The sequence below is a fragment of the Mycobacterium lepromatosis genome, from assembly GCF_000975265.2.
GTDB classification, from domain to species: domain Bacteria; phylum Actinomycetota; class Actinomycetes; order Mycobacteriales; family Mycobacteriaceae; genus Mycobacterium; species Mycobacterium lepromatosis.
This window is the reverse complement of sequence record NZ_CP083405.1, coordinates 651,755-664,163: the sequence shown is the minus strand read 5'-3', so window position 1 is coordinate 664,163 and position 12,409 is coordinate 651,755. Positions and strand designations below refer to the sequence as shown.

16 protein-coding genes and 1 pseudogene are annotated in these 12,409 nt (G+C 56.9%); 6 read left to right on the top strand and 11 right to left on the bottom strand.

Annotation, left to right across the window (positions count from 1 at the left end; translation table 11 throughout):
- Nucleotides 1–641 precede the first annotated feature (641 nt).
- The 3 genes from ruvB to ruvC are packed head-to-tail and all read right to left on the bottom strand — an operon-like array spanning nt 642 to nt 2,862.
- A complete protein-coding gene (gene ruvB / locus MLPF_RS03070; RefSeq protein WP_045842499.1) occupies nt 642–1,691 on the bottom strand; it encodes a Holliday junction branch migration DNA helicase RuvB in 1,050 nt (349 codons plus the stop codon).
- Nucleotides 1,688–2,299 (bottom strand): Holliday junction branch migration protein RuvA, encoded by a 612-nt coding sequence (gene ruvA / locus MLPF_RS03065; protein WP_045842498.1) that lies wholly within the window; start codon nt 2,297–2,299, stop codon nt 1,688–1,690. The genes ruvB and ruvA overlap by 4 nt, the downstream gene beginning before the upstream one ends.
- Entirely contained in the window at nt 2,296–2,862 is a 567-nt protein-coding gene (gene ruvC / locus MLPF_RS03060) for a crossover junction endodeoxyribonuclease RuvC (RefSeq protein ID WP_045842497.1), read from the bottom strand. The genes ruvA and ruvC overlap by 4 nt, the downstream gene beginning before the upstream one ends.
- Nucleotides 2,863–3,043: 181 nt before the next feature.
- On the opposite strand from ruvC, the pseudogene MLPF_RS03055 reads away from it, so the two are divergent.
- The 5 genes and pseudogenes from MLPF_RS03055 (at nt 3,044) to MLPF_RS03045 (ending at nt 5,671) form a co-directional block, all read left to right on the top strand.
- Nucleotides 3,044–3,650, top strand: a pseudogene (locus MLPF_RS03055) (DUF4178 domain-containing protein).
- Nucleotides 3,651–3,817: 167 nt separating this feature from the next.
- Nucleotides 3,818–3,952, top strand: coding sequence for a hypothetical protein (locus MLPF_RS16085; protein WP_337588810.1), 135 nt, complete (start codon nt 3,818–3,820; stop codon nt 3,950–3,952).
- A 755-nt stretch (nt 3,953–4,707) separates the two neighbouring features.
- On the top strand, nt 4,708–4,875 hold the full coding sequence (locus tag MLPF_RS03050) for a hypothetical protein (RefSeq protein ID WP_156146957.1): 168 nt from the start codon (nt 4,708–4,710) through the stop codon (nt 4,873–4,875).
- A gap of 439 nt (nt 4,876–5,314) precedes the next feature.
- Nucleotides 5,315–5,440 (top strand): hypothetical protein, encoded by a 126-nt coding sequence (locus MLPF_RS15525; RefSeq protein ID WP_272946133.1) that lies wholly within the window; start codon nt 5,315–5,317, stop codon nt 5,438–5,440.
- The gene (locus MLPF_RS03045) at nt 5,441–5,671 is read left to right on the top strand and encodes a hypothetical protein (protein WP_237817102.1); all 231 of its coding nucleotides are present in this window, start codon (nt 5,441–5,443) and stop codon (nt 5,669–5,671) included.
- Here MLPF_RS03045 and MLPF_RS03040 read toward each other — a convergent pair.
- The gene (locus tag MLPF_RS03040) at nt 5,668–5,838 is read right to left on the bottom strand and encodes a hypothetical protein (RefSeq protein ID WP_237817104.1); all 171 of its coding nucleotides are present in this window, start codon (nt 5,836–5,838) and stop codon (nt 5,668–5,670) included. The two genes, MLPF_RS03045 and MLPF_RS03040, sit on opposite strands and share 4 nt — an antisense overlap.
- Before the next feature lie 530 nt (nt 5,839–6,368).
- Here MLPF_RS03040 and MLPF_RS03035 point away from each other — a divergent pair.
- Nucleotides 6,369–6,602: a hypothetical protein gene (locus MLPF_RS03035; protein WP_045842494.1), complete on the top strand. Its 234-nt coding sequence runs from the start codon at nt 6,369–6,371 to the stop codon at nt 6,600–6,602.
- Between the two features lie 61 nt (nt 6,603–6,663).
- On the opposite strand, the gene MLPF_RS03030 is transcribed toward MLPF_RS03035, so the two are convergent.
- The 7 genes from MLPF_RS03030 to MLPF_RS16955 form a co-directional block, all read right to left on the bottom strand.
- Nucleotides 6,664–7,419 carry a YebC/PmpR family DNA-binding transcriptional regulator gene (locus tag MLPF_RS03030; protein ID WP_045842493.1) on the bottom strand — a complete coding sequence of 252 codons (756 nt, stop codon included), beginning with the start codon at nt 7,417–7,419 and terminating at the stop codon, nt 6,664–6,666.
- Nucleotides 7,420–7,660: 241 nt separating this feature from the next.
- Nucleotides 7,661–8,257 (bottom strand): pyridoxal 5'-phosphate synthase glutaminase subunit PdxT, encoded by a 597-nt coding sequence (pdxT, locus tag MLPF_RS03025; protein WP_045842491.1) that lies wholly within the window; start codon nt 8,255–8,257, stop codon nt 7,661–7,663.
- 872 nt (nt 8,258–9,129) lie between these two features.
- Nucleotides 9,130–9,387 carry a hypothetical protein gene (locus tag MLPF_RS03020; protein ID WP_237817240.1) on the bottom strand — a complete coding sequence of 86 codons (258 nt, stop codon included), beginning with the start codon at nt 9,385–9,387 and terminating at the stop codon, nt 9,130–9,132.
- A gap of 81 nt (nt 9,388–9,468) precedes the next feature.
- Complete coding sequence (locus MLPF_RS03015; protein ID WP_082082302.1) at nt 9,469–9,813, bottom strand: nucleoside recognition domain-containing protein; 345 nt, start codon at nt 9,811–9,813, stop codon at nt 9,469–9,471.
- A gap of 114 nt (nt 9,814–9,927) precedes the next feature.
- A complete protein-coding gene (locus MLPF_RS15520; protein ID WP_272946072.1) occupies nt 9,928–10,050 on the bottom strand; it encodes a hypothetical protein in 123 nt (40 codons plus the stop codon).
- Between the two features lie 315 nt (nt 10,051–10,365).
- Nucleotides 10,366–10,494 carry a hypothetical protein gene (locus tag MLPF_RS15515; RefSeq protein ID WP_272946071.1) on the bottom strand — a complete coding sequence of 43 codons (129 nt, stop codon included), beginning with the start codon at nt 10,492–10,494 and terminating at the stop codon, nt 10,366–10,368.
- Nucleotides 10,495–10,705: 211 nt separating this feature from the next.
- Nucleotides 10,706–10,849: a GTPase gene (locus MLPF_RS16955; protein ID WP_156146955.1), complete on the bottom strand. Its 144-nt coding sequence runs from the start codon at nt 10,847–10,849 to the stop codon at nt 10,706–10,708.
- Between the last annotated feature and the right edge of the window lie 1,560 nt (nt 10,850–12,409).

Below are 12,409 nucleotides of genomic sequence, written 5' to 3'. Positions count from 1 at the left end.
CAGCGTGCGGCAGCCGGCACCCGCACACTGTCAATGCGACTACGCCCGTGGCGTGGTCAGCGCATCCGGTGACGCCTCGGGCGTTGACTCCTCCGGAACCGAGACATACGGCTCGAAAGCCGGCACCGAAACCGCCCGCTGCGGCAATTGCTACAGAGCAATGTAGCGGGCCGACCGGAAGGTAAGACATGCCAAAACGACTCCAGCACTAGCTAGAGTACCCGACACTGCAAGATGTAACCTACACGCTTGCGCCCGACCGAGGATTCCGCCAACCAGATTGCAACAGATGTCTCTGATGTTCCGATAGTAGGCCAAGCACCAGCAGCACGACCGAGGCTAAAACCACAGATCCGACGCCAGCGAAAATTAGGGCGGCCCAACGGGGTCGTGTCCCACGAGTAAACTCAACAATGCTGATGCCACTCGCGATCGGCAGAAATAACATAAAGTTTAAGTTGTAGAAGCCCGTGGGTGAAGGCAAGCAGGTTACGATATTATTCTCCATAAGCAGTCATACTGAACATGGTTCGGGGGGCGCGGAAGTATACGTAAACGATTCCATGGTGAAAACGTAGACGTGCTAGTACCGGCAGTCAGGGCAACGCAGATAAAACCGGTGATGATCATTACCCCGCTCCTCACGACTCGAATAACCCCGACTGACTCAGCCCGGTGACCCCGGCCGGCGGTGTCATGCACAGGTACGTCCAGGCCTGCGCAGTAGCCACACGGCCGCGCGAGGTCCGCGCCATCATGCCGGCACGCACCAGAAACGGCTCACACACCTCTTCTACGGTGGTCACCTCCTCCCCGACGGCCACCGCTAACGTCGAAACCCCGACCGGACCGCCGCCGAAGCTGTGGATCAGCGCCGACAGTACCGCCCGATCCAGTCGGTCCAGGCCCAGGTCATCGACGTCGTAGACCGCCAGCGCCGACTTAGCAACATCGCGGGTGATGACGCCGTCAGCACGGACCTCGGCGAAGTCACGGACCCGGCGCAGCAACCGGTTAGCGATCCGCGGCGTCCCACGTGAGCGTCGAGCGATCTCCGCGCCTGCCTCGGCGCACAACTCAATGCCCAGAATCCCAGCCGCGCGAGCCAACACCCGCTCCAACTCGGCAGACTCGTAGAAATCCATATGTGCGGTGAACCCGAACCGGTCACGTAGTGGTCCGGTCAGTGCGCCGGACCGTGTAGTCGCGCCGACCAAAGTAAAGGGTGCGACTTCCAGGGGAATCGATGTCGCTCCAGGGCCTTTTCCGACGACCACGTCGACCCGAAAGTCTTCCATCGCTAGGTACAGCATCTCCTCCACGGGCCGGGCAATGCGGTGGATTTCGTCGATGAACAACACGTCGTGCTCGACCAGGTTGGACAGCATCGCTGCCAAGTCACCTGCGCGTTCCAGCGCAGGCCCGGACGTCATCCGCAACGAGGAACCGAGTTCAGCAGCGATGATCATTGCCAGTGACGTCTTACCCAGCCCCGGCGGGCCGGACAGCAGGATGTGATCCGGCGTGCCGCCACGATTCTTGGCCCCCTCGATGACCAGCTGGAGCTGTTCACGCACCCGCGGCTGACCGATGAACTCCCGCAATGAGCAGGGCCGCAGGTTGACGTCGATGTCGCCCTCGCCGACGGTCAACACCGGAGAAACAGCCCGATCCGAGTAATCCTCGCTCATCGGGCCTTGCCCAGCAACGACAAGGCAGCCCGCAGAGCGCTGGACGTCGCCGCCGCTCCATCTTTTCCAAGGTCACCGCTGAGCACCTGGCTGGTTGCTTCCTCAGCTTGCTTGACCGCAAAACCCAACCCAACCAAGGCTTCGACCACGGAACCTCGCACCGCGTGGCCGTTAGCGGCAGTACCCACAGTCAATCCAGGTGCCCCGACCGCACCCACCTTGTCGCGTAACTCCAGCACTATCCGTTCGGCACCACGTTTGCCGATACCGGGCACCCGGGTCAGCGAGGCGACATCGCTATCGGCCAGTGCCTGTCGCAGTGCCGCCGCGTCGTGCACAGCCAGTGTCGCCATGGCAAGGCGAGGACCAACTCCCGCGACTGACAGCAACGCTAGGAACAGGTCACGGTTCTCGGCGTCGGAAAACCCATACAACGTCATCGAATCCTCGCGCACGACCATTGCGGTGACCAGGCGGGCCTGGCTGCCCTGCCGTAATGTCGCCAACGTCGACGGCGTCGCGTTTACCCGGTAGCCGATGCCGGCGGCTTCGATGACGGCATGGTCAAGTGCCACCTCGAGCACCTCGCCGCGTACCGAAAAAATCACTGGGTGGCCTTAACCTCACCGACAACCTTGGCCCGATAGGTCTGACGGTGCTGCGCGCCCAGCGCTTCGGCCGCTGCCATCCGCGCGATCATTGGTGCTCTCCAGCAGTGACAGATCGCCAAGGCCAACGCGTCGGCCGCGTCGGCTGGTGTCGGTTTAGCTTGCAGCGCAAGGATTCTGGTCACCATCGCAGTAACTTGCGCTTTGTCGGCAGCACCATTGCCAGTAACTGCGGCCTTAACTTCACTGGGGGTATGGAAATGCACGTTGATACTGCGTTTCGCCGCGGCCAACGCAATCACACCGCCGGCTTGTGCCGTACCCATCACTGTCGACACATTCTGCTGAGAGAAAACCCGCTCGATGGCCATAACATCCGGATGATGGGTGATCAGCCAGTGTTCGACGACATCGCTGATCGCTAGCAAACGCTTGGACACCGGTGCGTCCGATGGTGTGCACACCACGTCGACATCCAACGCAACAACTTGGCCACCGCGCCCATTTTCGACGACGGACAACCCGCACCGCGTCAACCCGGGATCGACGCCCATCACGCGCATAACATACCCCCATCTAACACCGAACAATTGTTCGACAGCCTAGCGGCTAACATCGGCAGCATCAGGTAGGACACGCGGTACACGGCTTGTCAACGGTCTCGTTACACCGCCGAGCCCACCGAAAACTCTTAATTTTATGCGCATACTCGCTGTACAGCACGAAAGGGTCTGCATGAGATGACTGCAGGTCATCCTTGCCACGGTGCTGATCAGTATATCCATCGTTATTCTCGTCATGGCTTTGCGGCAACCCAGGACACCGGCGCCGACAGGCTGGCGTCAGGACCCCGCTTTCTTTTATTAACACGATGCCGCAATTCGGGTCCCGGCAGTTCGGCCCCGGAACCATCGTCAGTTACGGTGGCGTGGACTCCCGGTCCGCGGATCGGTCACCTACCGTGAAGGCCCCTTGATCTGATGAGAGCATCTGCTGAAAAGCTGCGACTAGCTGCTCTGGTTCAGCATCAAGGACGACGATGGACGCCTCAAACTGGTGATGTTGGTTACCCGCAAAGACATCAAGTCGTTGCAACCCGACAGCTAACAAATGGTTGATGGCGTGATGTTTAGTGCATCCGAACGTAGCCGCGCTAGCTAAACCACCGAAGGCACGACGGACCTACCAACCGGCGGGGAAATGGACTTCGTCGACTGCGCCAACGTCGATGAGACCACGCTGCTGTCGTTCGAGCGCTGGGCATCGAGCCCTGCCATGGTAAATATCGACTGGCAAGTCCATGCTAACCGACGAACGCACCATCTACCCCGCGCGCCCGCCGTCAGCATAAGAACGCAGAGGACTAGGCCGGTGCCCGCTTTCATCAACTCGCCATAGCTCCTGCCGACTTCGACGTCAGAAGGCTCGGACTCACATTAACGCGCCCGCACCGCCCCTACTGGCCAGCCCTGGACGGAAACGCCCTGCTGCTTGGGGTCCCTCGGAGCATCGCACGCGGTGACAATCGCACACCCCAGCTGCCGATTCTCCAAGCAAGTCGCCTGCATTTGTCCGCAGCTCCGGAAGCGATCTGTCGGAGTGCACCGAGTGGCCAGCTACCACCTTACGTTCCGCACTAACACACACGAATAAACGACGTTTCGTCTGCGCGCACACGGACTCTACGAACGATGCGCACAGCAAACCGAGTGGCTTGGCGACATATTCTCCGGTGATGATGCCGCGTAGACCGCACTTGCCGCTGAACCCGATGGCACTTACTGGCGCTGGCAGATGGGGGCACCTATATTTGCTATAGTCCTTTGGGGTCCGACGGTGCGGTGGTCCAAACCGCGAGCCGGTGGCGTCCATGAGTCGCAATCGCTTGTTTGGTGATTACCGGCACGTTAACCGTCGCCGCCACCGTGTCGCTGATTTCGAAATCATCTTGCCGGACAAGAACACCAGCTCGTATGTCTCATCGCACTATCACGAATACGCCCGTGATGCCAACGGAATTCGCTACGTCTGCACTAGATGGCAGACGCGAGTATAGCACAGACACTCGCTGACTAATCAGACACCTGAGGCGCGCTGCCAATGGCACCAACCAATACCTGCGCTACAGCAACAACATGGTGACCGTAGGTCTGTCTGTCCAGCAACTGTATGTGCAGGCATCCGCGTTTAACCACCCAGCACCGGATACAGCTACGGCGCGTTCATATTCCTCGGCCCAGGGTTCACCCCCGGATCACTATAGAACGGTACCGGCGGTCGCCACGAAGACCCCGGTGGAACGCGTATAGCAAAGACGACAACAGCCATGAACTTCACCGTCCAGATCGGCAACCTGTCCGCAACAGCACTCTAAGCGTTTATGGACGGGGTCAAGACGAGTCCTGGCGGTGAGTACAACGCCGACCGACCACATTACCCCCGCGCCGAGGTGCTGCTGCAACGCGGCTTTACGAAACCCACTACAGATATCGGGATATGTCACCGCTACCGGCCGCACGCTGGCGAACCTCGCCGCAGCCGACTACCTGGGCTCGTTAATCGTCAGGCTAGTCTGACCCTTCGCCCTGCTGCCACAGCTGGGATGATCCCCGCCACGACAACCACAGCATCATAAACCTGGTCGCTGCGATCATCGTGTCGATCTTTCTGCTGCGTCGAGCCGTGCCCACAGCGGAGTTCGTTACGGCGTTGTGCACGCTGTGCGCGGCCGCTCGGGCGGTTGGCCACGCTGGCTGAGTGCTCAGCGAGATCGAGACAACCAACCATCAACGTTTCTACGCCGACCCTATATCGCCTACCGGCACACCGCACCGCCCACCAGGAGGTCGCGGTAACTCAACGCATTAACGACATGCGGCTGTGCCTGGACGGGAGTCTACAATTCTCCAACCAAGGCGACTACCAGTACACCGAGAGCCTCGTCTACCGCGCACTCGGCAACAATGCACATTCGGTACTGGTGCTCGATGGCTCCGGCCAATCCTCATGGTGTGGTTGTGCTGGTTGTTGGTGGTTATTTCTTGCTGGTTTGGTTTTGTGTGGTTGAGGGGTGTGGTGGGTTATGTGGTGGGGATCGGTGGTGTGGGTTGTGTTGGTGGTTTAGGGTTGGTCGCGGCGTAGGTGGGCTGCTTGCAAGGGCCGCCGAGTAGTTGGTGTTGGTCACCGGCCGCGACATCGAAGCTGGCGATGCTGGGGGTGCGTCTGGTGTGGCGGGTGGCCGGGGATCAGTTGCGCTTTTCTGGTGATGTGTTAGCCCGCCACGCGCACAAGTCACCAGATCACGCCGTGGATGGCTTTTATCTTCCTTCCGCGGTCGATCCCCACAAAAAGTCAAGTACTGCCCTAGGCTAGAGCACCGCCGTACGCGTCATCACCGGCTGCGAGGTCATCGACGAACTGTGAAACCAACACGGCACCAACACAGCCGGGGGCACACCGGCTGGCCGAGGGCCGGTGAACAAACAGACACCCCACAGCCATAGCATGCACCCGAAAGCGCCCCCAACACCCAGCGCCAACAAGATCTAGGCTAGCCCACCAAACTCCCGACCGTATCGGCCAGCGATGGCACACCAGAACACTACTTCACCTGCCACCTATGAAACCGACCAACAATTCCTGCCACAAACACCAACACCCCCGGCCACCACACAACAACGTGAGATCGCAGATCCCGGGAACCGCTGCAACTATGTGCAGGCCTTGAACAGACCAAGTTGGGGTCCGCATGTGTGTGGCAGGGTCGGCAGAGGAGACGGGACCGGCAGTTTGAGGGTGTGGGCAGGCCTGCGAGAATTGCTGGCGGCTTCGGTAGCTCTGGGGACAGGGCCGGAAGACCCGCGACGGACGCGGTCATCGTCGACCTTCCCGACCCTGATACGCTCATGCTGAGGCGGTTGTATTCCACCGAGTTCTGTGTATTTGGCTCCACATGCGCTGGACCCTACAAGGCCGAATATGTTGTGCAAGCAGCTCTTCCCCCACCCCGATAACGTTTGGAGTGTAGTCTTGAGCATCTGTACCGACTGCTACACCTTACCACGTCTACGTGCCCACCTTCGGTTATTGGGGATTGATCTTGGCGCACCCAGGTGACACCGCGCCCACACTCGGCATGCCGGCCAACGCTTCGTCGCGGCGATTCTTCAACCCGCAAGTACTCGAAACGACCACCGTGTTTTCCGGCGACATCGGGCCGCTCACACTCGGCCCGTCGACTCTCCAGAATCCACGCACCATCGAAGACAGGCGACACGGCTATGACTATGGAATCTGCCGATGACCATATCCATCAGCGACTTTTCGGTCTTACTTCATCTTAACCCGGTGTGTCCGGCTGTGGCTCACTCGTCGTCGAAGGCGGCCAGCACCTCATCGGACACGTCGGCATTAGTCCAGACATTATGCACGTCATCGCTGTCCTCTAGCGCGTCGACAAGCTTGAATACCTTGCGGGCGCCATCGAGGTCGACCGGCATGCTGACCAACGGTTGGAAACGGGCCTCAGCCGACTCGTAGTCGATGCCAGCATCACGCAATGCGGTGCGGACCGCAACCAGATCACCTGGCTCGGCAATCACCTCGAAGCTGTCACCAAGGTCGTTGACCTCCTCAGCGCCGGCGTCTAACACCGCGGCGAGTACATCGTCCTCGGTGAGACCGTTCTTCTCCAAGGTGACCACACCCTTGCGGGAGAACAGATAGGCCACCGACCCCGGATCGGCCATGGCACCGCCATTGCGAGTCATCGCCAACCGCACCGCACCGGCTGCGCGGTTGCGGTTATCAGTCAGACATTCGATCAGTACCGCCACACCGTTGGGTGTGTAGCCCTCGTAGGTTATGGTTTGCCAGTCGGCGCCACCAACCTCCTCGCCAGCGCCGCGTTTGCGCGCCCGTTCGATGTTCTCGTTGGGTACCGAGCTCTTCTTCGCTTTCTGGATCGCGTCGTAGAGCGTTGGGTTGGCCACTGGATCACCGCCACCGACACGAGCCGCAACCTCAATGTTCTTAATCAGCCGGGCGAACATCCGGCCGCGACGAGCGTCAATGACGGCCTTTTTGTGCTTGGTGGTGGCCCACTTGGAATGGCCGCTCATCAGTGTTTAGAACCTCTTCTGTTGCCTGACAGTCGCCCAAGCAAGTCTACGTGTCTCATGCTGACTGGCCGCCCACTTCCCGGGACCGCCTCAGTATCCCCAAGCGTCACAGAATTTTGAGACATGCCGGTTTGAATGGCGGGGTGATTTCGATAAAGTGATAACATAGTATCACTTTATCGAAATCACCCCGCCATTCGTTGGTGGTACAGATTGTGACTGATGTGCACGTTCCCGACACTCAGGCAACTCCGTTGACGATGTCAACGAATAACTGGTGGATGCGCCTGTCACCGGTCATCTCCGGGTGAAACGCCGTCGCCAACATCGAGCCCTGCCGCACCGCGACAGCGTGGCCCGCAGCTCGGGCCAACACCTGCACACTCTCGCCGGCCCGTTCCACCCAGGGCGCACGGATGAACACCGCCCGTACCGGATCAACGAGACCGGCGAACCCGATATCACCTTCAAATGAGTCAACTTGTCGGCCAAAGGCGTTGCGCCGCACAGTAATATCGATAGCATGCAGCGGAAGCGCCTCCCGCCCGCACGCGCCAGCGTCGAGGATTTCACTGGCCAGCAGAATCATGCCCGTGCATGCACCGTAAGCTGGCAACCCTTCGGCTAAGCGCGCACGCAATGGCTCTAGCAACTCGCAGTCGAGAAGCAGGTGGCTGATGGTGGTGGATTCCCCGCCGGGAATGACCAGCGCGTCAACCACATCCAGTTCGCCACGGCGACGTACCGGCATGGAGTCGGCCCCGGCTTCGCGCAGCGCGGCGAAGTGCTCACGGGTATCGCCTTGCAACGCCAAGACGCCAATCATCGGAAAGCTCACAACGCGCTCACTACGAAGTCAGCTGGTATCCCGCAAGGAAAACGGATAAGACCCTCCTGTATGACAACAGCCCCCATAGCCGCGTTGTGTCATGGGAAAACGAAAAAGAGCCATCTGGAACCTGTTACGACTCAAAAGGGTCAGGTAGCGGCTCATTTAGTAATGTATCCACCACCGTGATCATGAATGGCCTGCCTGCTGGAGAGTGTCACTTGGGCTCATGCATGCAAGCATCCCGTGATACGGGAGTCGATTACGTCAGCAGAGATGCGTATCTGTGGCCTGAACGGCGCGTAGATCTGCACTCCACCAACTCGATAAGTTCCTGTTCAGCGGCGGTTGAACAGGAACTTATCGAGTTGGTGGAGTAGCTTAAGTAAGCGCAACACATAAAGGTCTGTACTACATTCGTACGTATTCCGTGGGACCTGATTCATCATTGCATGATGAATCAGGTCCCACGGAATACGTGACTGGCTCAGATGTGATTGCAGCAAGCCGAGACAGATACCTTTGAATTCCTCTTGAAAATCTAATACATACTTAGCTTTTTTGGCAAGAACGTTTGTGACGGATAGTTCGACGGACCAGCAACAAGAACAGCTTCTTACCCAGAGATATATAGAGTTGAACAAGTCTCACTGGAAACAGTTACCCGCTGTCCTACCTGTCAACGGAATTCGCATTGCAACTTGTTGTGCAGTGTGGAGCCCATTGCCGGGAAACCTGTACAAGTACCAGACATCCGAACCACCACGTTGGTTCTAGTCACCGACGCTAATTCGATTGATCCAAACTGGGATCCGCTAGGGAGCCGATCACTCTCATGAGTAGCTTGCTGGCGATTTCCGCCAAATTGGCGGAGTCATCGGTTACCGCGTCGACCCATCAAGTTGCCGGGTGCAGTAACGCGTCGACAAGTGCTTCTTGGGCTGGTCATCAATTTCACTCCAACTGCTTCCGATGCTGAGCGTGATCAACACGTCGACTATACGCACGACCAGCTGCTCGATTACCCCACTTTCCAGCAGTGCGCCAAAACGACCTGAGGCTTGTCGGACAGTGCCGGTAGTTGAGAAATCATCAGGAGCGATCACCCAGCGCAGTTGCTGCGGATCGGCGATGGCCATGGGGTACATCGCAATCGATCGTGCAAAGAACGCCATCGCCCAAGCAAAAACAAACATGTAACTGAACGTGAACGCCGACCATCACCACGAGTGGATCCCACGGCGCATCACCCCAATGGTCGACATACACTGCAGCACAAACATGAAATATGCCAACAGCGCAATGACCGCCGGCGCAGTAAATTCCCGGTTCCTACGATCATCAGTCATGGTGGACAACTCCTCAAACGGTTCGTTGGAATTTGTTGCCACCACCATCTGGCCGAGTGTGGATACAAATACCTCCCAAGCCGCCAAAGAACTGGGCAATGCGACGTCGGTGCGCCAGCTAAAGCCGAGTCGCTTGAACACCGGCTCGATGACTTTGCCAATATCCGCGGCATAACTGTGGTCTACCACGTATGTGGTGACGTCGTCCGGGGACAACTACGCGGCCTAAGCGTACGCAGTAGCAGATTAAAAAACGCCCACAACACCACTGACATAGCCAGAAGGATAGTTCGTCCTTATTCAGAAACATCTTCGCCGCACCCCACATGGTCACCAGCACAGTTTTGGAGTAGGAAAACCAATTAAGGTGTAAGGTGAAAGCTCCACGGTGAACGGCAGCAGGTTGTTGCGCAGGATCGTCGACTTGAACATCCACGCGATGAGGAACGCCACCGCTGAGATACAACAAAAACATCATCACTCCCTGCGCGCTGAGGCCCCACCATCGTCTATACGACGTGACCAGCACACCTATCTGCAACGTGAATATCGTTAGGCGAACGTAATAGGTAATCAGCGGCGCAGACAGGATGATGGCGATTCGGTTACGTAACGATGGCAACGTTCGGATGACGACGATGCCCAAGACCACACAGGAGAACGAGTACAGAAGGTGAAAAAGCGCAGGCTTCCAGTCCGGTCTGACCATTACCCGGTCCATGAGAAATGCAGCTCATGTCATATAGCCCAGGTTTTCCAGCAGCGGAATCAGCAAAACAGCAGTGCAATCTGCGGGATGAACTGCAGAACGGTGCCGACGCCGCCGATAATCCCGTCGCCGAGTATACCTGTCAGCGGGGAGTTACCGTAATGACCGGCGACCTGGCAGTCCAGCAAGATGAGCCCTTGGTCGATCAAATCCTATAGTGACGCCGCAATGGTGAACACGACTTGGAAGAAGACAAGTATAACCACGAAGAAGACGACGAAGCACCATAACGGTTGCAGCACAACATGATCAATTTTAATTTGATGCTGATCCGCTTGTGGTGCAACGTAATCAGCGAAATTGAGCACCGATTTTCCCCGGGAATCGATAGCGTTGTGATCAGACGGCGGGGATCAGCGACCGCTGCCATCGGTTCAAAGAGCCCAACTGTGCGCGTAACCCGGCCAAACGATTGAACACCATGGTCTTACCGACGTTCAGATTGCCGACCAGTACTACTCGGTGGGTACCCGCAAGAGCAATGAGGCCACTAACGTCGTCGTAGGCAAGACGTCATCCCTGTGCTACTGGAACAACTTCGATCAGTCGCGCTTAGCGGCGATGGAGACGCAGTTCGATGTCTTGCACCCGGTAGATTGTTAGATATCACGGATCGCTGTGATAGATGCCGCCGAACGAAAACCCAGTTGCTGTAGCCGAGTCACGACAGCAGATGTTGCGTGGTGCACCGTGCCTACTATGATCGCCCGCTGGCCGGGCACAAACTGAGTTAGCGGGATCACCGAACCGGACGAATGCGAACTAGATTGACCCTGTGAGATCTGCCTACGCCTGAGCATGATCCGCCCTAACTTTTCACAAATACTTTAGCTAGGTATAGCTAAACCTTGACATAGCTTACCTCCACTCTTGATCCTTGGCTATCCGTGCGTGCCAGTGGCTGCGTAACGAAGTCCGGGTTGCGGTCGCGGTATTCGTCGGGCACTGGGCTAGGCAATCACGACAACGATAATTAGTGTTGCTACAAGCACTTTACGGAAAGCCGTTAAGCGGTATGCAGAAGTGCATAACCGCGAGTTGCATCCCGGACCGGTACCACACCCTGTGTTGCGGCTTTACATCATGTAACTAAGTCTATTAAAATAAAATATGGTGTAATTCGTAGCCAGGTTTGTAGTCGACAGTTGAGCTGAAAGATACCGACAACCTGACGTCCTAGTTAAGTTAAATGGTGTTACACAGCGTTAAGTGACGGTAGCTTTGCTGCTGTTAGAAAAACCAACAAGGAAACCTGCAATTTCGGGTAATTTAGCGATCGGAAAAAAGGCGAATGAGTTCCAGTTCCATCTCAAAACCCCCAATAGCACAATGTATCTACACCAGCCAACACTATAGAATTAAACATTAACGCAGAAAAAGGCACTGAAGCAGTTAAAACTACGCACTTGGCGTAACGACCTGGTGTCAATATCGGCACAAAGCCACCGCGGCACAGCGACCGAATAAGACGTTACTTGTCCTACCTGCGAATATTTCATTAGCTGCCGGCATCCGAATGTTGACATCAAACCTTATTTCAGAGCCTTCTACCCGGATCGAATGCTCTTGTTTTGTGCGCGAAGAGGTTTGCGGTAGGCCACCGTACAACATCCCTCAGGGCGCCTGTTGATTCTCAATATCTGCTCACCGAGACGTTTTCAGACTTTCTGCATAGCAACTCTTTATACCCTTGAAAGTTCCTTTCTTTCTACACAACACCACTAATCTGTCACGGGAATATCCCACACATAACAACCTACTACAGCACTTACTGGTTTGGTGCTGAAGTAGTGGGTAAGATTTCGGAAGCGGTCACAGCGACTCTACAACCAACACGAGCATAAAATAAGCGCCACCGAGCCCACTCAAAATGCACTAATGAGCATGCTCTCACGAGGCTTTGAATCCATCTGGAATAAAATTGTTGCCGAATCGGTCAATGATGTGCGGCTTGACACCACAGTAACAGAAATAGTTCGTCATGACCTGTGGGACACTAATGATTCCATTACCGTTCACCACACACGATGGCAAGTGCTAAAT